We start from the raw sequence: 20,370 nt of genomic DNA on the forward strand, positions 1-20,370 counted from the left end.
AAAACTCAGTCAGCCCAAGTCAAGTGCGCTGAACGATCAGGCACCACCAAATTCATCCCCCAGTTCTTTCGCGCGTTGGCGTGCGGCGTGCATGGCGCGCGCAAACTGGGCCTTGATGTCGTCCTTTTCCATGGACGTGATGGCGGCGTAGGTGGTGCCGCCTTTGGAGGTGACGCGCTGGCGCAGGATTTCGGGCGGCTCGCCAGAGCTGCGGGCCAGTTCGCCCGCCCCAATAAAGGTGGCCACCGCCAGCTGATAGGCCTGCGCACGCGGCAAGCCCATGTCGGCCCCGGCATCGGCCATCGCTTCCATAAAATAAAACATGTAGGCGGGGCCGGAGCCGGACAGGGCGGTCACCGCATCGAGCTGCTCTTCTGCTTCTAGCCAGAGAAATTCGCCGGTGGTGCCAATGACCTGGCTGACCCAGTCCTTGTCCTGTGCCGTTACCGCGGGCCGGGCAAAAAGGGCGGTCATGCCTTTGCCAATCAGGGCCGGAGTGTTGGGCATGGCGCGTACCACGCGCTCGGTACCCAGCCAGCCCGCAATGCTGTCGCTGCGAATACCGGCCGCCACGCTCAGGTGTAGCGCAGTCCGAGTGTGTGGCTGCACTTGCAGGGCGGCTTCTTTGAAGGTCTGGGGCTTGACCGCCCAAATCACCAGGTTGGCTTGTGCCAGAAAGGCGCCGGGCTGGGCTTGCGCCGTAATGCCATAACTGGTGTTGAGCTTGTCCCGGGCCTCGGAAAACGGCTCCACCACGTCAATGCAGTCAGGCGCGAAGCCTTGGCCGATCAACCCGCCGATGATGGCGCTGGCCATGTTGCCGCCGCCAATGAATGCAATGCGCTTGCTCATGAATAACTCCGCAGTTTTGGGTGACCACACAGCGTGGCCTGTTGCTTGAGTCTAATCACAAGCCTTTTGAGCCGACCGAGTGCCGCGGGGTTGCTGCCCTTGTGGGCGTCAGTCTGTTGTGCGTTGCGTGCATCCTGGTGGCGGGGATGTGCGGTGTCTGCCGTAACGTCGGGTCCCACTCGTTGTTATGTGCGGTAAGCCGCATGGTGCTAGAGCCCGCTACCCGTACGCTATCAAGGTAGCGGACGTACTGGTACGATCGCGGGCGATGGTTGATTCTGGAGCCACGCCGCGCCAGCGCGTTGGCTGACCGGGAGGCGAGGTCACGGATGAGTGAAACCGGCCTCTCTCCGCAAGTCGGGGTTTTCATCGCGCTGGCAGAGTCATATTTATGCGTGTTGGAATAAATATTCTTGCTGACCGGTTGAAAGTGATGCATAATCTAAGGCTTCGCTTGAAAAAGTATGAAGTGTCTGCCCAAAGGGTGCAATGTGAGTGGTTCATGTTGTAAACGACGGGCCCAAGACTGACTGGAAAGAGTTGATGACTGGCGTAGTGCTGGTTGTTGGTGATTCTGGTGCAAGTTGGGAATAATTGAAATGATCCAAGCTGAATCTCGATTAGAAGTTGCCGATAACACCGGCGCAAAGTCCGTCCTATGCATTAAGGTGCTGGGTGGTTCAAAGCGTCGCTACGCTAGCGTTGGTGATGTCATCAAAGTTAGTATTAAAGAGGCTGCTCCGCGCGGTCGCGTCAAAAAAGGCGAGATCTATAGTGCGGTTGTGGTTCGTACGGCCAAGGGCATTCGTCGTAGCGACGGCTCGCTGGTTAAATTCGATGGCAATGCAGCAGTGTTGCTAAATGCCAAGTTAGAGCCTATTGGCACTCGTATCTTTGGACCAGTGACGCGCGAGTTGCGCACTGAAAAGTTCATGAAGATCGTGTCTCTGGCTCCTGAAGTTTTGTAAGGACGCGCCATGAACAAGATTCGCAAAGGCGACGATATCATCGTGCTCACAGGGCGCGACAAGGGTAAACGAGGAAAAATTGCCTTGCGCAAGGATGACTCGTACGTGCTCGTCGAGGGTGTCAATGTGGTGAAAAAACACACCAAGCCAAACCCTCTCAAGGGTACGGTTGGCGGCATCGTCGAAAAGTCTATGCCAATTCATCAGTCCAATGTGGCGATTTTTAACGCCGCCACAGGTAAGGCTGATCGTGTTGGTATCAAGCTGGCGGCTGACGGTAAGCGTTTTCGCGTTTACAAGTCAAGCGGTGAAGAAATCAAGGTGGCATAAGCATGGCTCGTTTACAACAACACTATCGCGAAAAATTAGCACCGGAGCTGATCGCCAAATTTGGCTATACAACTCCCATGCAGGTTCCTCGCATCACCAAAATCACTCTCAATATGGGTGTGAGTGAAGCAGTGGCTGACAAGAAGGTAATGGATCACGCAGTAAGCGACCTTACCAAGATTGCGGGCCAAAAGCCAGTCGTAACGATGTCTAAGAAGGCTATTGCAGGCTTCAAGATTCGTGAAAACCAGGCAATTGGTTGCATGGTCACGCTGCGCGGCGTGCAGATGTTTGAATTTCTTGATCGTTTTGTGACCGTGGCTTTGCCGCGTGTTCGTGACTTCCGTGGTATTTCCGGTCGTGCATTCGATGGTCGTGGAAACTACAACATCGGCGTTAAAGAGCAAATCATTTTTCCTGAAATTGAATATGACAAGGTTGATGCCTTGCGTGGTCTCAATATCAGTATCACCACAACGGCCAAGACTGATGAAGAGTGCAAAGCACTGCTCACAGGTTTCCGTTTCCCGTTCAAGAACTGAGGTGACCTGTGGCTAAAATGGCTTTAATCCAGCGCGAAATCAAGCGCGACAAACTGGTTGCTAAATACGCGAAAAAACACGCGGAATTCAAGGCAATCGCAAGCGACGTAAAGCGCACCGATGAAGAGCGTGCTGCAGCCCGTCTGGGTCTGCAAATGCTTCCTCGCAATGCGAATCCGACGCGTCAGCGCAATCGTTGCGCTATCACCGGTCGTCCCCGTGGCACATTCCAGCATTTCGGTCTGGCTCGTGCAAAAATTCGTGAAATGGCCTTTGCAGGGGAAATCCCCGGCATGGTCAAAGCCAGCTGGTAAGCGGTAGGAGACATATATATGAGCATGAGTGATCCCATCGCCGACCTGTTGACACGCATTCGCAATGCGCAAATGGTTGCAAAAACTACTGTCAGCGTACCTTCTTCCAAAGTGAAGGTCGCGATTGCACAGGTATTAAAAGACGAAGGTTATATTGACAGCTTCAAGGTGAAAGCCGAAGACGGCAAGCCTGAGTTGGAAATTGTCCTGAAATACTACGCTGGTCGTCCAGTGATTGAGCGCATTGAGCGCGTCAGTCGTCCTGGTCTGCGTGTTTACCGTGGCAGCGATGCCATTCCGCAAGTCCAAAACGGCCTGGGTGTGGCAATTGTCACAACCCCCATGGGCGTCATGACTGATCGCAAAGCGCGCGCTACCGGTGTCGGTGGCGAAGTGCTCTGCTACGTCGCCTAAGCGTGACATTGAGGAGAAACTGAAAATGTCCCGTATAGGAAAAATGCCCGTCGCGATTCCCGCTGGCGTGGATGTGTTGATCAAGCAAGACCAGATCAGTGTTAAAGGATCTGGCGGCGCTTTGTTCTTGACTCAAAATTCATTGGTCACTGTGACCAATGATGATGGCAAGCTGAGCTTTCAGCCTGCCAATGAATCACGCGAAGCCAATGCCATGAGCGGCACCATGCGTCAGCTGGTGAACAATATGGTTGTTGGTGTGACCAAGGGTTTTGAGAAGAAGCTGAATCTGATTGGTGTGGGTTACAAAGCTCAAGCCCAAGGTGCCAAGCTCAATCTCACGGTTGGTTATTCCCATCCTGTGAACAAAGACATGCCTGCTGGCATCACCGTTGCTACTCCCACCCCCACGGAAATCGTGATCAAGGGTGCTGATCGTCAGCGCGTGGGTCAAGTGGCTGCTGAGATTCGTGCAATTCGTCCGCCTGAGCCTTACAAGGGTAAGGGTATCCGTTACTCGGACGAAAAAATCACGATCAAAGAAACCAAGAAGAAATAAGGAGCTGCAACATGTTGACCAAAAAAGAACAGCGTCTTCGCAGAGCTCGTCAAACCCGAATTCGGATCGCTACGCAAGGTGTGGCACGTTTGACAGTAAATCGTACCAATCTGCACATTTATGCCAGCGTAATTTCTGGCGATGGCGGCAAGGTTTTGGCAACCGCCTCCACGGCAGAAGTCGAAGTGCGTAACGCTTTGGGCGGCAAGGGTAGCAATGTTGCCGCTGCCCAAGCTATTGGCAAGCGCCTGGCTGAAAAAGCCATCGCGGTTGGTGTGGATAAAGTTGCGTTTGATCGCTCGGGTTTTGCGTACCATGGCCGCGTTAAAGCGCTGGCTGATGCGGCACGTGAAGCTGGCTTGCAGTTCTAAGCAGATCGGAAATAAAGATGGCTAAATTTCAAGCAAAAATGCAGGGTAAGGCCGAAGGGCCTGAAGATGGACTGCGTGAAAAAATGATCGCGATCAATCGCGTTACCAAAGTGGTCAAGGGTGGCCGAATTCTTGGTTTCGCAGCATTGACCGTGGTGGGTGATGGCGAAGGCCGTGTCGGTATGGGTAAGGGCAAGTCGAAAGAAGTGCCTGCAGCCGTACAAAAGGCCATGGAAGAAGCCCGTCGCAACATGACCAAGGTGTCACTGAAGAATGGTTCGATCCATCATAAAGTGATGGGTCAGCATGGTGCTGCAGCGGTCATGATGGCGCCAGCTCCCAAGGGTACTGGCATTATCGCCGGTGGTCCAATGCGTGCGGTTTTTGAAGTGATTGGTATCACTGATATCGTGGCAAAAAGTCACGGTTCTTCAAATCCGTACAACATGGTTCGTGCCACTTTGGACGCTCTCTCACATGCAACGACTCCGTCGCAAGTGGCAGCCAAGCGCGGCAAGACTGTTGAAGAAATCTTCGTCTAACCGGGCGTCTCAAAATGACAACACAACAAACAATTACAGTGCAATTAGTGCGTAGCCCAATCGGCTGCCAAGAATCGCACCGTGCCACAGTTCGTGGTCTTGGTCTCCGTAAAATTCGCAGCACACGCGAATTAGTGGATACACCCGAGGTCCGCGGCATGATTAACAAGATCAGTTACCTGGTCAAAGTGCTCTAAGAGGTTGATGATGGAACTCAATGGCATCAAGCCCGCTGACGGTGCAAAACACTATAAGCGTCGCGTCGGTCGTGGTATCGGCTCAGGCATCGGTAAGACTGCTGGACGTGGTCATAAGGGCCAAAAGTCTCGTGCAGGCGGCTATCACAAGGTTGGTTTTGAAGGCGGTCAAATGCCTATGCAACGTCGTTTGCCAAAACGCGGCTTCAAATCCCATCTGCTGAAGTTCAATGCAGAAGTGACATTGTCTGCGCTGGAGCAGCTCGGTGCTGCTGAGGTGGATTTGGTAACGTTGAAGCAAGCCGGTCTTGTCGGTGAGCTTGCCAAGGTTGTCAAGGTTATCAAAACTGGTGAACTCACAATTGCTGTGAAGCTCACCGGTATTGGTGCTACAGCTGCAGCCAAGGTCGCGATCGAAGCGGTCGGCGGTAGCCTCGTTTAATCGGCATTTGAAAGAACTCACAAGTGGCAACTAACGCGTCTCAACTGGCTAAAACTGGCAAATTCGGTGACCTGCGTCGTCGGCTTGTTTTTTTGCTGCTCGCGTTGGTTGTATACCGAGTGGGTGCGCATATTCCAGTTCCGGGTATTGACCCTGCGCAATTGGCGCAGTTCTTTAAAGGCCAGCAGGGCGGCATATTGGGCATGTTCAATATGTTCTCTGGTGGTGCGTTGTCCCGGTTTACGGTTTTCGCTTTGGGAATCATGCCGTATATATCGGCTTCGATTATCATGCAATTGCTGACCTATGTGTTACCCACATTTGAGCAATTGAAGAAAGAAGGCGAAGCTGGGCGGCGCAAGATAACCCAGTACACCCGTTACGGCACGCTTGGACTTGCATTGTTCCAGTCAATGGGAATCGCGATTGCGCTTGAGAGTTCCGCTGGACTGGTGATCACGCCGGGTTTTGGCTTTCGCATGACTGCCATTGTGACGTTGACCGCTGGAACTCTGTTTCTGATGTGGTTGGGGGAGCAAATTACTGAGCGTGGCTTGGGTAATGGTATTTCGATACTTATCTTTGGTGGTATTGCCGCTGGTTTGCCTAACGCCATCGGTGGGCTGCTCGAGTTGGTTCGTACCGGGGCGATGAGCATCATCATTGCTTTGTTTATTGTTATCTTGGTTGCCCTTGTAACGTTCTTTGTGGTGTTCGTCGAGCGTGGTCAGCGCAAGATTTTGGTGAACTATGCAAGACGTCAGGTTGGAAACAAGGTTTATGGTGGGCAGTCATCACACCTGCCGTTGAAGCTGAACATGGCGGGTGTGATCCCTCCAATTTTTGCTTCCTCGATTATTTTGTTGCCAGCAACGGTAGTTGGTTGGTTCAGTACCGGTGATTCCATGCGTTGGTTGAAAGATCTTGCTGGTTCACTGACGCCGGGGCAGCCTATTTACGTGATGCTTTATGCCGCTGCAATTATCTTTTTCTGCTTCTTTTACACCGCATTGGTTTTCAATAGCCGTGAAACTGCAGACAACCTGAAAAAGAGTGGTGCATTTATTCCCGGCATTCGTCCTGGTGACCAGACCGCCAAATACATCGACAAGATCTTGCTACGCTTGACTTTCGCTGGCGCAATCTACATTACCTTGGTGTGTCTGTTGCCTGAATTTTTAATCTTAAAGTACAACGTTCCGTTTTACTTTGGTGGTACTTCTCTTTTGATCATTGTGGTCGTGACTATGGATTTCATGGCACAGGTTCAGAATTACATGATGTCGCAGCAATATGAATCGCTGTTGAAGAAGGCTAATTTCAAGTCTTCATAAGGCGATTGGTAAATATGTCAAAAGACGATGTTATTCAGATGCAAGGAGAGGTGGTCGAAAACCTGCCAAACGCGACTTTTCGCGTAAAGCTAGAAAACGGCCACATTGTTCTCGGGCATATTTCTGGAAAAATGCGGATGCACTACATTCGTATTCTTCCTGGGGACAAGGTCACGGTAGAATTGACGCCCTACGACTTAAGTCGGGCACGGATTGTATTCAGGGCTAAGTAGCGTTAATCGTATGTGTTCCGTGCTTGTAACGCCGGAACGTCAAAATAGTTTTAGGAGAATGAAATGAAGGTTTCGGCTTCGGTCAAGAAAATTTGCCGTAACTGCAAGGTAATTCGGCGCAAGGGCGTAGTGCGTGTGATCTGTACAGATCCACGTCACAAGCAGCGCCAGGGTTAATTGCAAGAGTTTTAGAGGACGAAAATGGCACGTATCGCTGGCATCAATATTCCGCCGCAACAGCATTCTGAAATTGGCTTGACAGCCATCTTTGGAATCGGTCGCACCCGGGCACGCAAAATCTGCGAAGCTTGTGACATCGCTTATTCCAAGAAGGTCAAGGATTTGACCGACTCAGATTTGGAAAAAATTCGCGATCAGATTGCTCAGTTCACTATCGAAGGTGATCTGCGCCGTGAAACGACAATGAACATCAAGCGTTTGATGGACATTGGTTGTTACCGTGGCTTCCGTCATCGCCGTGGCTTGCCTATGCGTGGCCAGCGTACACGGACGAATGCCCGTACCCGCAAAGGCCCCCGTAAGGCCGCTGCTTCATTGAAGAAATAAAAGGGATTGAAAGACCACTATGGCAAAAGCTCCCGCCAATAATGCGGCACAACGTGTCCGCAAAAAAGTTCGCAAAAATGTTGCTGACGGTGTTGCACACGTGCACGCATCATTTAACAACACCATCATCACGATCACGGACCGTCAGGGCAATGCTTTGTCTTGGGCCTCGTCGGGTGGTCAAGGTTTCAAGGGCTCCCGCAAGTCCACGCCGTTCGCAGCCCAAGTGGCTTCCGAAGTGGCTGGTCGTGCAGCCATTGAGCAGGGCATCAAGAATCTTGATGTCGAAATTAAAGGACCGGGCCCAGGTCGCGAATCTTCAGTTCGTGCTTTGGCAGCTCTCGGCATTCGGATCAACATGATCGCTGACGTAACTCCGGTGCCGCACAACGGTTGCCGTCCACAGAAGCGTCGTCGCATCTAATTGTTTTAACAAGCCCACCGCCACTGGCACAGCGCCGGTGGCTCACGCACTAACGTGCGGCAGATGACATAAAGGAAGTTCAAGTGGCACGCTATCTAGGCCCCAAGGCCAAATTATCCCGCCGTGAAGGCACTGACCTGTTTTTGAAGAGTGCTCGTCGCTCAATCGGAGACAAGGCAAAGTTTGACTCAAAACCTGGTCAACATGGTCGCACTTCCGGTGCTCGTACCTCTGACTTCGGTTTGCAGCTTCGTGAGAAGCAAAAAGTCAAGCGCATGTACGGTGTACTTGAGAAGCAATTCCGTCGTTATTTTGAAGAGGCCGATCGCCGTAAAGGTAACACAGGTGCTAACTTGTTGTCCCTTTTGGAATCCCGTCTTGACAATGTGGTGTACCGAATGGGTTTCGGCTCGACTCGTGCTGAAGCTCGTCAGTTGGTTTCCCACAAGGCCATGACCGTCAATGGTAAATCTGTCAACATTCCTTCCTACATGGTCAAGGCTGGTGACATCATTGCTGTTCGTGATAAGTCGAAAAAGCAAAATCGTATTGCTGAAGCTCTTCAATTAGCTCATCAAGTTGGTATGCCAGCTTGGGTTGAGGTGAATATTGAAAAGACTGAAGGTACGTTCAAGTCAGCTCCTGATCGCGATCAGTTTGCTGCCGACGTCAATGAATCGTTGATCGTCGAGTTGTATTCGCGTTAATCGCGTTTCAACACGTTTTTCATTCAAAATTGTTCCTGGGTCGCGGGGCACTGCGGCCCAGGTGCTTCGTCAGCCTTACCGGTGTAACGAGCCGGGGGTATTGAGAGGAAGTCTGCATGCAAAATAGTCTACTGAAACCCAAAGCCATTAACGTCGAGCAGCTGGGTGCTAATCGTGCCAAAGTTGCGCTTGAGCCTTTTGAGCGTGGCTATGGTCATACGCTTGGCAATGCACTCCGTCGCGTTTTGTTGTCTTCAATGCCTGGCTATGCCGCAACTGAAGTCACGATTGCGGGTGTGCTTCACGAGTACTCGTCGATTGATGGCGTTCAAGAAGATGTTGTTAACATTTTGTTGAATTTGAAGGGCGTTGTTTTCAAGCTTCATAACCGTGATGAAGTGACTCTCAGCCTGCGTAAAGATGGCGAGGGTGTTGTGACTGCTGCTGATATTCAGACGCCTCACGATGTCGAGATCATTAATCCTGAGCATGTGATCGCTAATTTGTCGCAAGGCGGCAAGCTCGATATGCAGATCAAGGTGGAAAAAGGCCGTGGTTATGTGCCTGGCACAATGCGCCGTCATGCGGATGAGCCGACCAAGTCTATTGGCCGTATTGTTCTGGATGCATCGTTTTCGCCGGTGAAGCGTGTTAGCTACACCGTTGAGAGCGCGCGTGTGGAGCAGCGTACCGATCTTGACAAGCTGATCGTTGACATTGAAACCAATGGTGCTATTTCGGCAGAAGATGCAGTTCGCGCTTCAGCTAAAATTCTCGTCGAGCAACTGGCTGTGTTTGCACAGTTGGAAGGTAGCGAGTTGGCCGCATTTGATGCACCTGCACCACGTGGCAGCACGCAGTTTGACCCGATCCTGCTTCGTCCTGTGGATGAACTGGAATTGACAGTTCGTTCGGCGAACTGTTTGAAGGCGGAAAATATTTATTACATTGGCGACTTGATTCAACGCACAGAAAATGAGTTGTTGAAAACTCCTAATCTGGGCCGCAAATCGCTGAATGAAATCAAGGAAGTGCTGGCTTCCCGCGGTCTGACTTTGGGCATGAAGCTTGAAAGTTGGCCACCAGCCGCTCTCGAAAAGCGTTAAAATTTTGAGCCCTGCAAAGGGACTCAGTGCCACGGGCAGTACCTGATACGGCTGTCTGTTATATAACTCAAGGAAAAAGCACCATGCGTCACGGACACGGACTACGTAAACTTAATCGCACCAGCTCACATCGTTTGGCGATGCTGCAAAATATGATGAATTCGCTCATTGAGCATGAAGTCATCAAAACCACGCTTCCCAAAGCAAAAGAGCTGCGTCGCGTTATTGAGCCAATGATTACATTGGCCAAAGAAGCAACTGTGGCTAACCGTCGCCTTGCATTTGACCGTTTGCGTGACCGCGATAGCGTTGTCAAGCTGTTTAACGACTTGGGACCACGTTTCAAGACACGTCCAGGTGGCTACACACGTATCCTGAAAATGGGTTTCCGTGTTGGTGACAACGCGCCTATGGCTTTGGTTGAATTAGTTGATCGTGCTGCTGTAGTTGAATTGCTTGCTGGCGAAACAATTGCTGAATAATAGGTTACAATAACAACATACCGCGCGATGGAGCAGCCTGGTAGCTCGTTGGGCTCATAACCCAAAGGTCGTAGGTTCAAATCCTACTCGCGCAACCAACAAGTCAACGTTCTGCGTTGACAGCAAAACACCCACTTTATGTGGGTGTTTTGCTTTGTGCCTTGCATTGTTATTGCATCAGCCTTTAATGATCTTCGGCGTTGCTCGTTCAATAATGGCCGCCGTGTCAGCGCCAGGTGACAGCGCCCCATAATTGTGCTGACCCACCTGGGCCAAGCGCGACTCGCAGAAAGCGTCGCTGATGAAGGATGGCGCATGACGGACCAGCAGCGCTGCCTGTAAGGCCAGCGCCATGCGGTCGACCACGTCACGGGCCCGGTATTCGAACTTCCGACTATCTTTGAGTTGGGTCGCAAGATCTGCAACATATCGGTCCAGCAGCGCATGCGCGCCCTGTGCTTTATTGATCTCCGTATAAAAAGCATCCATTACGGCAGGTGTTTTGGACAAGGCGCGCAGCACGTCCAGGCACTGGACGTTGCCACTGCCCTCCCAGATGGCGTTAATGGGCGCCTCCCGGTACAGCCGCGGCATCATGCTGTCTTCCATCACGCCACTGCCGCCAATGCACTCCATCGCTTCATAGGCATGGTTCGGCGTGCGCTTGCATACCCAGTATTTGCCGACCGCCGTGATGAGGCGCACCAGCAGATCTTCGTGTTCGTCGGCCCGCTGGTCCATTGCGCGGGCAACCCGCATGGCGAGCGTCAACGCGGCCTCACTCTCGAGTGCCAGATCGGCCAATACGTTTTGCATCAGGGGTTGCTGGTTCAGTACCTGGCCGAACGCCGAGCGAATGGAACAGTGGTGCAGGGCCTGGGAGGCGGCCATTCGCATGCCTGCGCTGGAGCCCACCATGCAGTCGAAACGGGTCATGCTGACCATGTCAATAATGGTGCGCACGCCGCGCCCTTCTTCGCCGACCATCCAGGCCAGCGCGCCGCGGAGCTCTGTTTCACACGATGCGTTGGAGGCATTGCCCATTTTCTTTTTGAGCCGCACGATCTGCATCGGGTTTTTGCTGCCGTCTGGACGCCAGCGTGGCAGCAGGAAACAAGACAGACCACCAGGGGCTTGCGCCAGCACCAGAAACGCATCACACATGGGCGCAGAAACAAAGTACTTGTGCCCCACCAGTTCATAGGCGGCACCCGGACCGCCGTGATCCGTTGGATAGGCCCGCGTGCTGTTGCTCCGCACATCCGAGCCCCCTTGTTTTTCCGTCATGGCCATGCCAATGGTGAGTCCCTGCTTCTGGTCTGGCGGAAGATTGCGCGGGTCATACACAAGTGCTGTGACTTTGGGCGCCCACAGGGCGGCCAGCGCAGGCTGGTGGCGCAGTGTCGGTAGTGCGGCAAAGGTCATGGTGATCGGGCAACCGTGACCGGCCTCGACCTGGGTGTGCAGGTAGGTTTTGGCGGCGCGGGCCACATGCGCGCCCGGACCCGGCGCGGTCCAGGGTGACGCGTGCAGACCATGCTCAATGGCAGTTTTCATGAGCTGGTGATAGGCCGGATGAAACTTCACCAGGTCGATACGGTTGCCAAAACGATCGTGGGTTTCCAACTCCGGCGTGAACTTGTTGGCCAGGTGACCCAGTTCGAGATAGTCGGCTGAACCGGTCAATTTGCCAAATTCAGTCAGTTCACGCTCGGCCCACTGGCCGCCTTCACGGCGCACCGCCGCGACCAGGGCGGTGTCTTCGGTGTACATATTGTAGTCGCACAGTTCACGCGAGAGGTTGCTGAGCTCGTGCGTCTCGGCCCAGTAGCGTGCGTCTGGTGCGGGTCCGGTGTCGGTGTTCATGGTTCATCTCCAGTTCGACGCTAGGATGAATCGACTGGGCAATGCTGTCAACCACCGCTGACAAACACGCGAACCGCGGCGTGCGGATTTACCAGTCGACCAGACTCAAGCCGATACTGAGCACCGTCCGACGGCGGTTGTAATCCAGCAGCGAGTCGCCATAACCGGTGAACAACTGGGTGTGAAAGCGCAGGTTGTTGCGGCCGCCCGCGATGCCACTGTCAGCCAGGTTTTTGAGCCACTCCAGGCGGAGCGAGCCATTGGTATCTGCTTGCAAGGAATGGCGTACCGTGGCGACCAGCGTGTTGTCTTTGTTCACGCTCCAGGAGCCGATCAACTCAGCGCGGCCAATGTAGTCACTGATATCGGGGTTGTCGTCATCGCCGTCGTGTTCTGGCAGGCGTTGCCAGAGCCGTCCCTGCAGCTGGAATTGACTCCCTTTTTCCAGGCCTGCCATCAGCACCAGCCGGTTCCAGCTGCGTGAGAGGGGCAGCGTCTGGCCATTGGATTGATGCACCAGGCTGAGCCCGCTGTAACGCAAACGCCAACCCCCGGGCAATTCAGCCTCGGTCGGGTAGATGTAGGTGATTTCCGGCTCGTGGTCGGTGCTGCGAAACGGGCGCGAGAGATCGCCGTTGAACAGTTGCCAATAGGACTGTTGGCTGTAGCCAAACCACAGCGAGTCGCGCCGCAAGGATTGTCTGCCGTCGAGCAGTCCGGAGAGCAGACCCTGGGCGATTTTGGTGCGCACCGACACCTGGATGCGGGTTTCGCTGGGGGTGTAGGCCTGGGCGCTGGTTGCCGTGTGATCGGTGGCGGGCGAAGCGGGCTGCAAGTTGACACTGTCGGAGCCAATCCAGGACAGACTGATGGGCCGAAAGCCCCGGATGCCGAAGGTACCGCAGTCGCTGCCGGCTTCCAGTTCCCAGAAGCGGGACAGCTCTGAAAATCCGGGGTTCTTGCAGTCATGCGCGGCGGGCGCCTCCATGGTGATCGTCACAGGGGCGGGTGACGCCGGTGATCCAGCGGCGGGCACCGGGGCGGGTGCAAGCGCCACCGGGGCGCTGGTGTTGAGCAAGGAGAGGCTGGAGGCCGCGGTCGACGCGGGACTCAGTAACGCGTTGCCCGGTTGTTGCGTGGCCCAGCGGTCAAAACAGCTGAGACGCGCGTCGCGGTCATCGCTCAGACTGGCGCACTGTTGCCATGTGGTCTCGCGGGCCTGCGGGCTGTTGTCGCTCACCTGCGCCCGCACGTTGCCCGACCACAGCGGCGCCGCCAGGGCTATTGCCAGCCCGGTAGCTTGCGCAAGATAAACGGGTACGAAACGGCGCTGCCGGCCGGATGGTCTGAAGTGTTGTTCCATATTCCTCTGATCTCTTTGCCGCAGGAATTCTCTGCGACCGTGCCCAGCCAGGTGGCCGAAATGCGTTGTCCGTCGAGCGACTCTTCCAGCGTAAATTCGCCGCCATCGACATCACCGGCAAGCTGCGCTTTCACCCCGTCGCGGTTGACGGCGCCACTGACGCTGCCCGCCAACTCGGGGTGTTTCTCAAACAACAGGGTCGCACCCTGTGGCCCGCCCTCAAACTCGGCGCGCCACAAACCGTAGAGGTGCAGCGGGCTGAGCTCCGCCGTCAGCGGGCAACTGGCCGGCGCTGAGGTATTTAGACGATTTTGAGCGCTAGCCCCCGTTGTACCTGCGAAACAAGCTATAAATAATATAGCAATCAGAGGCTTCACGATGACGGCCTCACGCCGGCCGCGCCAGGGCCGCCGCCGCGTCCTCGGCCTTTTTGGCAAACTCGGCCCGCAGTGCCTTGAGCTTGGCGCGCGGGTCTTCGCGGGTGGTGGTCTGGTCCAGCCCCATCTCGGCGATGAAGCGGCTGGGCAGGGCCGAAATCATCTCGCGCCCCTTTTTGCGCTTGCGCGTCCAGCTCACGGCCAGGCTGCGCTGGGCGCGCGTGATGCCCACGTACATCAGGCGGCGTTCTTCCTGTAGATGCTTCGCCATGTCTTCATTGGCCGACTCATGCTCGCGCTCGGAACCGCCAAGCGCGGCGGCGCCGCTAGCGGCACTCTCTTTCAGTTTGAACGGCAGCATGCCTTCGGTGGCGCCCACCAGCATGACGTGCGGCCACTCCAGTCCTTTGGACGCGTGCAGGGTCGACAGCGTCACCACGTCCAGGTCTTTCTCGCGTTCGCTGATGGTCGAGAGCAGCGACACGGTTTGCGCCACTTCGAGCAGCGATTTGAGCTCGTTCGAGGTGGACACACCGGCCGCATCGTCCAGCTGGCCGCCGCAGCGGGCCGACATCCAGTCGCAGAAATCCAGCACATTGGTCCAGCGGGCGGCGGCCACTTTTTCGCTGTCTTCGCCGTCGTACAGGTGCTTCTCGTAGCCGATTTCCTTGAGCCACTCCAGCAGGAAGGCCCGCGCATCTTCCGCCCCCATTGTGCGGCGGGCGCGAAACTCGAGGTCGTTCACATAGCGGCCGAATTCGTGCAGGCTGCCAACGGCCTTGGTGCTGAGCAGGCTACCCAGCGAGGACGCAAACAAGGCCTCAAACAGGCTCACCTTGTATTGTTTGGAAAAAATGCCCAATTGCGCCAGCGTCTGGTGGCCGATGCCGCGTTTCGGCGTCGTCACCGCGCGCAAAAAAGCCGGGTCGTCGTTGTTGTTGATCCAGAGCCGAAACCAGCCGCACAAATCCTTGATCTCGGCCCGGTCGAAGAAGCTGGTGCCACCGGAAACCTTGTACGGAATCTGCGCCTTGCGCAGCGCTTTCTCAAACGTCTTGGCCTGGTGGTTGGCGCGGTACAGCACGGCAAAGTGGCGGAATTCCTGAAACTGCGGCCCGCCGTGGGTCAGGCCGCCGGCGCGCAGGCTCTGGATGCGCGCCACGGTGCGCTCGGCCTCGTGTTCTTCGCTGTCGGCATCGACCACCCGCACCGGCTCGCCTTCACCCAGATCGCTCCACAAGTTCTTGGGAAAAAGCTTGGGGTTGGGGCCGATCACGTTGTTGGCGGCGCGCAGGATAGCGGAAGTCGAGCGGTAGTTTTGCTCCAGCTTGATGACCTTCAGCGTCGGGAAATCCACCGGCAGCTTCTTTAAATTGTCCAAGGTGGCCCCGCGCCAGCCGTAAATCGATTGGTCATCGTCACCCACGGCGGTAAAGCGCGCGCCGGCCGCCGGGTTGCCACCGACCAGCAGCTTGAGGACTTCGTATTGCGTGGCATTGGTGTCCTGGTACTCGTCCACCAGCACATGGCCCATCTGCTGTTGCCACTTCTGCCGCACTTCTTCATGATCGCGCAGCAGCTTGAGCGGCAGGGTGATCAAATCGTCAAAATCGACGCTCTGGTAGGCGCTGAGGCGCTCTTCGTAGTGGCCCATGACGCGGGCGATGATGCGTTCGTTGTCATCCTGGGCGATCGCTGCCGCGCCCTCGGCATTCAGTCCCTGGCCTTTCCAGCCGCTGATGACCCATTGCCAAGAGCGGGCCGTGGCCATGTCAACCGAGCCGCCGGCGTCTTTCAGGATGCTGGTGATGTCGTCGGTGTCCAGAATCGAAAAATTCGGTTTCAGGCCCAGCACCTCGCCGTCCTGGCGCAGCATGCGCACGCCCAGCGCGTGAAAAGTGCAGATCACCACGTCCTTGGCGGCGCGACCAATCAGGCCTTTGGCCCGTTCGCGCATTTCGGCGGCGGCCTTGTTAGTAAAGGTGATGGCCGCAATGCGCTTGGGGTCCAGTCCGGCCTGGATCAGGCGGCCGATTTTGTGCGTGATCACCCTGGTCTTGCCCGAGCCGGCGCCCGCCACCACCAGGCAGGGGCCGTGCATAAAGTTGACGGCTTCTTGTTGGGCCAGGTTCAGGCCATTCGAGGGGGAGGAGGACATGCAGATTTGTTGGGCGAAGCCGGGAATCATACAGAGGCAGGCCCGGCCGCACCGACTGCTGGGACAATACCGGTCGTGCTGCAAATTCTCTTCATCACTTTTCCCTTCTTCGCCCTGGTGCTGTGCGGCTACCTGGCGGCCCGCCGGCGCCTGCTGTCGCTCGATGCGATTCCCGGCCTGAACAGCTTTGTGCTGTTTTTTGCCCTGCCGTGCATGTTGTACCGCTTTGGCTCGACCACGCCCCTGGCCCAGTTGCTGGATGGCGGCGTATTTTTCACCTGGCTGCTGTGCGCCCTCCTCATGGTCGGCTTCACGGTGGCAGTCAGCTTGAATCAGCGCATTCGCTGGAATGACGCTTCCTTTGGCGCGCTGGTGGCGGCCTTCCCCAACACCGGTTTCATGGGTGTGCCGCTGCTGGTCGCCTTGCTCGGGGCGCAGGCGGCCGGCCCCATCATCGTCACCATCATGGTGGACATGGTGATCACCTCCTCGCTGTGCATCGCGCTGTCACGGCTGGACGGCGCGGATGAACACGGCTTTGCCCATGCGGCAGAAAATGCGCTCAAGGGCATGTTGTTCAACCCGATGCCCTGGTCCATCCTGCTGGGTGCCGTGGCTTCGGCCGTCAGCCTGACGCTGCCGAAACCGGTGATGCAAACCATTGGCTTGCTGGCCGATGCGGCATCGCCGGTGGCGCTGTTCACCATCGGCGCCGTGCTGGCGCGCTCGCAGATGCTGGCGGCGGCGCACCACCATGCCCCGATTCCGCTGCGCGACTACCTGCCGGTGGCGGCCATCAAACTGCTGCTGCATCCGCTGCTGGTGCTGCTGCTGGGGTCGGCGGCGGTCGCGTTGGGCCTGCCGTTGAACCCGTTTGCGCTCACTGTCATGGTGCTGGTGGCGGCGCTGCCGAGTGCCAGCAATGTGTCGCTGCTGGCGGAGCGCTTTGGCGCGGACAACGGGCGCATTGCCCGCATCATTCTGGTGTCGACAGCGGCGGCGTTCTTTACCTTCTCGCTGGCGGTGACGCTGCTGACCTGATACGCTGGACGTGCGCACCAATGAAAATGCCCGCACCAGATTCCTCCGGTGCGGGCACTGAATCCAGAAACTGAGGCGACTTAATCGTTATCGCGTCCCTTGTTTTTCTTTTCTTTTTTCTCTTTGTCATGGCCCTTGCCGTTACCGTAATTGTCTCGGTCATCATGGTGGTCGCGGCGATCGCCCCAGTCCCCATGATCACCTCGACCAGCCCGGTAAGCGGGCACATACTCATTGCGGTACCAGTTGTCCTGCACAAAATAGACCGGCTGGCCGCAGGCGTTGTACTTGTGGCAGTTCTTGTCCCAATGTTTTTCATGCCCTGGTGGCACGCGCAAATAGATAGGCTGACGCGCATAACCCATAGGCGCTTGCTGAATGATCACCGGCTGGGCGTAGATCACCTGCGGTTGTGGCACATTGCCGATGTCGATGCGACCATAAAAGCCGGGTTGACCGATGTTGACCGAGACCCCAACGTCGGCGGCCAAGGCTGAGCCCACTAACGTCGCCAAGGCTGCGCCGAGTAAAAAATGTTTCATATAAGTTGACTCCGATGTGAACGGTTATCGCTCAAAACGCGGGCACTGTCGTGAACGGCAGTGTGTCCCCGAAAAGACTGTTTGTCGCCCGAAGGCGTTGAGTCAGGGCTTGATTTTAGCGTCGCGCCTTGACTTCCGTCGTTATGAAAATTTGTAACGGCATGCTCTTTTTTTTGCAGCGCTGTACGCACGTTTCCTGAGCGCGGCAGCTTAAATAGCCAAGGGATCGACATCCACCGCCCAGCGAATCAGGCCCCGTGCTGCGGGTTGTTGCCGGGTACTGTGCAGCACCGTCTGCCAGGCGCTCAAAAAGCGCTGCAGCGCGGCCCGTGACGGGCTTTCAATCAGCATCTGGGCGCGTTCCACATTGGCCACGCGCTGCATGCTCATCGGCACCGCCGGGTAGAGGGTGATGTGTTGCAGTAGGCGGTCGGCCTCCGCCATTCCGGCCACGGCGGCACTGGCGGCTGTCAAAAATCCCTGCGCCACCTCCTGCGTGCGCGCCTCGGCCCGCACCAAGGCCTGAAAGTTGAAGGGCGGCATGGCGGCCTGCTCGCGTTCTGTCAGCTGCTCCGCGGCAAAGGCCGGGTAGTCGTGCCGTTTCAGGGCCTCAAACAGCGGGTGCGCCGGATGAAAGGTCTGCACCCACATCTCGCTTTGGCCGCTGATATCGGCATCGCGCCCGGCCCGGCCGGCCGCCTGCATCAGCAAGCTGAACAGCCGTTCGGGTGCCCGGAAATCGCTGGAAAACAGCGCGTTATCGGGGTTGACCGCCGCCACCAGCGTGATGCGGCGAAAGTCGTGGCCCTTGGCAATCATCTGGGTGCCGACCAGCACATCGATTTCGCCTGAATGCACCCGCGCCAGTTGCGATTCCAGCTCGCCTTTGAGTTTGGTGGTGTCGGCGTCGATGCGGGCAATGCGCACCGGCTCGCCCTCGGGCCATTGCGCGGACACCGAGTTGGGGCGGCGCACGCTGGCCAGCAGTTCGGCCAGATGCTCTTCAAGACGCTCGGTACCGCGGCCCATCGGCGCGATGTCCGGGTTGCCGCAGGCCGGGCAGGCACGCGGCACCCGTTCGGTGTAGCCGCAATGGTGGCAGCGCAGCGTGCGGTCGATTTTGTGAAACACGCGAAAGGCGCTGCAGTGCGGGCACTCGCTTTTCCAGTCGCAGTCGGCGCAGTGCAGCACCGGCGAGTAGCCGCGCCGGTTCAAGAACACCATGCTCTGTTCGCCGCGCGCGATACGTTGTTCGATGGCCGTGAGCAGGGGCGGCGAAAACACGCATTTTTTCGGCTGGTGATTCATGTCGACCCGGCGCACCAGCGGCAGGGCGGCGTTGGCGCCAATGCGGCTCGGCATTTCCAGCCGCACATAGCGGCCCCCTTCACTCGCCGGGCGGCTGTGGTACCAGCTCTCCAGCGACGGCGTGGCCGAGCCCAGCAGCACCTTGGCGCCTTCCAGTCGCCCGCGGTAAATGGCCAGATCGCGCGCCGAGTAGCGGGCGCCTTCTTGCTGTTTGTAGCTGGGGTCGTGTTCTTCGTCGACGATGATCAGCTTGACATTGGGCAGCGAGGCAAACACCGCCATGCGCGTGCCGAGCACGATGCGCGCCACGCCGCTGTGCGCAGCGAGCCAGCTCTTCAGGCGCTGCGCCGGCGTCATGCCGCTGTGCAGCGAGACCACCGCGTTCTCGCCATAGAGCGGGCCAAAGCGGGCCATGAAACGGGCTTCCAGTTGCGGCGTCAGGTTGATCTCCGGCACCATCACCATGGCTTGGGCGCTGGGGTCGCTGGCGAGCAACTGCTGCACGGTGTGCAAATAGACTTCGGTCTTGCCGCTGCCGGTGGCGCCAAACAGCAGAAACGGCCCGGCTTCCAGGTCAAATCGATTGAGAACCGCCGTCTGCTCTGCGGTGAGTGCTACGGAATTAATAGTGATCGGACTGCCGGGTACGGCGGTGTCGGCGCCCTTGGCGTGTTTTTTGAGGCGGCGCGCCAGTTGCAGGGTGTTCAGGTCGCGCAACTGGGGCGGCAAGGCCGCCAGCGCCACCTCGCCCAAGGAGCGCTGGTAATAGCGGGCGGCAAACGTGACCAGCTGCCGCCAGGCGGGTGTGAGCGGCGCAATGCCGTCCAGGCTGCCGGCGATGGGGCGCAGTTTGTCCGGATCCAATGAGTTGGCGCCGGCGTCCGTCGGGCTGTCCCACACCACACCCAGCAGTTCACGCTGGCCCAGCGGAACGCGGACCAGGCTGCCCACGGGGAGGGTTTGCGTACTCAAATACGTCAAAGGCCCGGCCACCTGGCTGTGGACGGGAGTGTGAACCAGCACCGGCAGCCAGTGGGTCACTGGTGTACCTTTGTGCTGCGCACTGCGGTGCGAGCTTGCTTGGGGACGGTCCGGCGCGGCGCTCATGCCGGCGCCTGAATGTCTGGGCTTGAGGCCGTAACTTGATGTGAACTTACGAAAGTTCGCTTAAGTCTTTGATTCATAAACGATTTCACCGGCATCCAAGATTTCTGTGGATAACTTTGTTGATAGATTGTCTGGAAGCGCTTCAAACCCTTACAAATCAAGGGTTTCATTAAATTGCCCACAAAAATGGCAAATTTAAAAATCGTTATAGATCAATGACTTAC

General features: G+C 56.6%; 26 protein-coding genes and 1 tRNA gene. 20 read left to right on the forward strand and 7 right to left on the reverse strand.

Features of this window, described 5'->3' with window-relative positions:
* Nucleotides 1–36: 36 nt before the first annotated feature.
* Nucleotides 37–852, reverse strand: a complete 816-nt coding sequence (proC, locus tag HHJ17_RS15215; RefSeq protein WP_296498018.1) for a pyrroline-5-carboxylate reductase — start codon at nucleotides 850–852, stop codon at nucleotides 37–39.
* Nucleotides 853–1,451: 599 nt separating this feature from the next.
* Between proC and rplN the strand changes: the two genes are divergently transcribed.
* From rplN to HHJ17_RS15310, 19 genes are all read left to right on the forward strand, one after another.
* Nucleotides 1,452–1,820 carry a 50S ribosomal protein L14 gene (rplN, locus tag HHJ17_RS15220; protein WP_114972526.1) on the forward strand — a complete coding sequence of 123 codons (369 nt, stop codon included), beginning with the start codon at nucleotides 1,452–1,454 and terminating at the stop codon, nucleotides 1,818–1,820.
* 9 nt (nucleotides 1,821–1,829) lie between these two features.
* On the forward strand, nucleotides 1,830–2,150 hold the full coding sequence (gene rplX / locus HHJ17_RS15225) for a 50S ribosomal protein L24 (protein WP_296498015.1): 321 nt from the start codon (nucleotides 1,830–1,832) through the stop codon (nucleotides 2,148–2,150).
* Nucleotides 2,151–2,152: 2 nt separating this feature from the next.
* Nucleotides 2,153–2,692 carry a 50S ribosomal protein L5 gene (rplE, locus tag HHJ17_RS15230; RefSeq protein ID WP_296498012.1) on the forward strand — a complete coding sequence of 180 codons (540 nt, stop codon included), beginning with the start codon at nucleotides 2,153–2,155 and terminating at the stop codon, nucleotides 2,690–2,692.
* Between the two features lie 8 nt (nucleotides 2,693–2,700).
* Nucleotides 2,701–3,006 carry a 30S ribosomal protein S14 gene (rpsN, locus tag HHJ17_RS15235; RefSeq protein WP_296498010.1) on the forward strand — a complete coding sequence of 102 codons (306 nt, stop codon included), beginning with the start codon at nucleotides 2,701–2,703 and terminating at the stop codon, nucleotides 3,004–3,006.
* A gap of 18 nt (nucleotides 3,007–3,024) precedes the next feature.
* The gene (rpsH, locus tag HHJ17_RS15240) at nucleotides 3,025–3,420 is read left to right on the forward strand and encodes a 30S ribosomal protein S8 (RefSeq protein WP_296498007.1); all 396 of its coding nucleotides are present in this window, start codon (nucleotides 3,025–3,027) and stop codon (nucleotides 3,418–3,420) included.
* Nucleotides 3,421–3,445: 25 nt separating this feature from the next.
* A complete protein-coding gene (rplF, locus tag HHJ17_RS15245; RefSeq protein WP_296498059.1) occupies nucleotides 3,446–3,979 on the forward strand; it encodes a 50S ribosomal protein L6 in 534 nt (177 codons plus the stop codon).
* Nucleotides 3,980–3,990: 11 nt separating this feature from the next.
* Nucleotides 3,991–4,350 (forward strand): 50S ribosomal protein L18, encoded by a 360-nt coding sequence (gene rplR, locus HHJ17_RS15250; RefSeq protein WP_296498005.1) that lies wholly within the window; start codon nucleotides 3,991–3,993, stop codon nucleotides 4,348–4,350.
* A 17-nt stretch (nucleotides 4,351–4,367) separates the two neighbouring features.
* Nucleotides 4,368–4,892 (forward strand): 30S ribosomal protein S5, encoded by a 525-nt coding sequence (gene rpsE / locus HHJ17_RS15255; RefSeq protein ID WP_296498003.1) that lies wholly within the window; start codon nucleotides 4,368–4,370, stop codon nucleotides 4,890–4,892.
* A 14-nt stretch (nucleotides 4,893–4,906) separates the two neighbouring features.
* Nucleotides 4,907–5,089: a 50S ribosomal protein L30 gene (rpmD, locus tag HHJ17_RS15260; RefSeq protein WP_296498001.1), complete on the forward strand. Its 183-nt coding sequence runs from the start codon at nucleotides 4,907–4,909 to the stop codon at nucleotides 5,087–5,089.
* 10 nt (nucleotides 5,090–5,099) lie between these two features.
* Nucleotides 5,100–5,531, forward strand: coding sequence for a 50S ribosomal protein L15 (gene rplO / locus HHJ17_RS15265; RefSeq protein WP_296498058.1), 432 nt, complete (start codon nucleotides 5,100–5,102; stop codon nucleotides 5,529–5,531).
* A 23-nt stretch (nucleotides 5,532–5,554) separates the two neighbouring features.
* A complete protein-coding gene (gene secY, locus HHJ17_RS15270) occupies nucleotides 5,555–6,865 on the forward strand; it encodes a preprotein translocase subunit SecY (protein ID WP_296497999.1) in 1,311 nt (436 codons plus the stop codon).
* A gap of 14 nt (nucleotides 6,866–6,879) precedes the next feature.
* A complete protein-coding gene (gene infA, locus HHJ17_RS15275) occupies nucleotides 6,880–7,098 on the forward strand; it encodes a translation initiation factor IF-1 (RefSeq protein ID WP_077563621.1) in 219 nt (72 codons plus the stop codon).
* Between the two features lie 63 nt (nucleotides 7,099–7,161).
* Complete coding sequence (gene rpmJ, locus HHJ17_RS15280) at nucleotides 7,162–7,275, forward strand: 50S ribosomal protein L36 (RefSeq protein ID WP_084795560.1); 114 nt, start codon at nucleotides 7,162–7,164, stop codon at nucleotides 7,273–7,275.
* A 24-nt stretch (nucleotides 7,276–7,299) separates the two neighbouring features.
* A complete protein-coding gene (gene rpsM, locus HHJ17_RS15285; protein WP_296497996.1) occupies nucleotides 7,300–7,665 on the forward strand; it encodes a 30S ribosomal protein S13 in 366 nt (121 codons plus the stop codon).
* A 19-nt stretch (nucleotides 7,666–7,684) separates the two neighbouring features.
* Nucleotides 7,685–8,089 (forward strand): 30S ribosomal protein S11, encoded by a 405-nt coding sequence (gene rpsK / locus HHJ17_RS15290; RefSeq protein WP_114972515.1) that lies wholly within the window; start codon nucleotides 7,685–7,687, stop codon nucleotides 8,087–8,089.
* A gap of 83 nt (nucleotides 8,090–8,172) precedes the next feature.
* Nucleotides 8,173–8,796 (forward strand): 30S ribosomal protein S4, encoded by a 624-nt coding sequence (gene rpsD / locus HHJ17_RS15295; RefSeq protein ID WP_296497993.1) that lies wholly within the window; start codon nucleotides 8,173–8,175, stop codon nucleotides 8,794–8,796.
* A 116-nt stretch (nucleotides 8,797–8,912) separates the two neighbouring features.
* On the forward strand, nucleotides 8,913–9,902 hold the full coding sequence (gene rpoA / locus HHJ17_RS15300) for a DNA-directed RNA polymerase subunit alpha (RefSeq protein WP_296497990.1): 990 nt from the start codon (nucleotides 8,913–8,915) through the stop codon (nucleotides 9,900–9,902).
* Between the two features lie 83 nt (nucleotides 9,903–9,985).
* Nucleotides 9,986–10,384 carry a 50S ribosomal protein L17 gene (gene rplQ / locus HHJ17_RS15305; protein ID WP_296497988.1) on the forward strand — a complete coding sequence of 133 codons (399 nt, stop codon included), beginning with the start codon at nucleotides 9,986–9,988 and terminating at the stop codon, nucleotides 10,382–10,384.
* Between the two features lie 21 nt (nucleotides 10,385–10,405).
* A tRNA-Met gene (locus HHJ17_RS15310) sits at nucleotides 10,406–10,482 on the forward strand.
* Nucleotides 10,483–10,561: 79 nt separating this feature from the next.
* On the opposite strand, the gene HHJ17_RS15315 is transcribed toward HHJ17_RS15310, so the two are convergent.
* The 4 genes from HHJ17_RS15315 to HHJ17_RS15330 all read right to left on the reverse strand — a co-directional run bounded on the left by HHJ17_RS15315 (nucleotide 10,562) and on the right by HHJ17_RS15330 (nucleotide 16,148).
* On the reverse strand, nucleotides 10,562–12,250 hold the full coding sequence (locus HHJ17_RS15315) for an isovaleryl-CoA dehydrogenase (protein ID WP_296497985.1): 1,689 nt from the start codon (nucleotides 12,248–12,250) through the stop codon (nucleotides 10,562–10,564).
* 88 nt (nucleotides 12,251–12,338) lie between these two features.
* A complete protein-coding gene (locus HHJ17_RS15320; RefSeq protein WP_296506361.1) occupies nucleotides 12,339–13,613 on the reverse strand; it encodes a phospholipase A in 1,275 nt (424 codons plus the stop codon).
* Complete coding sequence (locus HHJ17_RS15325) at nucleotides 13,532–13,990, reverse strand: hypothetical protein (protein WP_296506362.1); 459 nt, start codon at nucleotides 13,988–13,990, stop codon at nucleotides 13,532–13,534. The genes HHJ17_RS15320 and HHJ17_RS15325 overlap by 82 nt, the downstream gene beginning before the upstream one ends.
* A 10-nt stretch (nucleotides 13,991–14,000) precedes the next feature.
* Nucleotides 14,001–16,148: an ATP-dependent helicase gene (locus tag HHJ17_RS15330; protein ID WP_296506364.1), complete on the reverse strand. Its 2,148-nt coding sequence runs from the start codon at nucleotides 16,146–16,148 to the stop codon at nucleotides 14,001–14,003.
* A gap of 75 nt (nucleotides 16,149–16,223) precedes the next feature.
* On the opposite strand from HHJ17_RS15330, the gene HHJ17_RS15335 reads away from it, so the two are divergent.
* Complete coding sequence (locus HHJ17_RS15335) at nucleotides 16,224–17,189, forward strand: AEC family transporter (protein WP_296497975.1); 966 nt, start codon at nucleotides 16,224–16,226, stop codon at nucleotides 17,187–17,189.
* Between the two features lie 80 nt (nucleotides 17,190–17,269).
* On the opposite strand, the gene HHJ17_RS15340 is transcribed toward HHJ17_RS15335, so the two are convergent.
* Both HHJ17_RS15340 and priA read right to left on the reverse strand, forming a co-directional pair.
* The gene (locus tag HHJ17_RS15340; protein ID WP_296497973.1) at nucleotides 17,270–17,731 is read right to left on the reverse strand and encodes a hypothetical protein; all 462 of its coding nucleotides are present in this window, start codon (nucleotides 17,729–17,731) and stop codon (nucleotides 17,270–17,272) included.
* Nucleotides 17,732–17,941: 210 nt separating this feature from the next.
* Nucleotides 17,942–20,080, reverse strand: coding sequence for a primosomal protein N' (priA, locus tag HHJ17_RS15345; protein WP_296498055.1), 2,139 nt, complete (start codon nucleotides 20,078–20,080; stop codon nucleotides 17,942–17,944).
* Nucleotides 20,081–20,370 lie beyond the last annotated feature (290 nt).

Source organism: Rhodoferax sp. (assembly GCF_012927445.1).
Taxonomy (GTDB): Bacteria; Pseudomonadota; Gammaproteobacteria; order Burkholderiales; family Burkholderiaceae_C; genus Rhodoferax.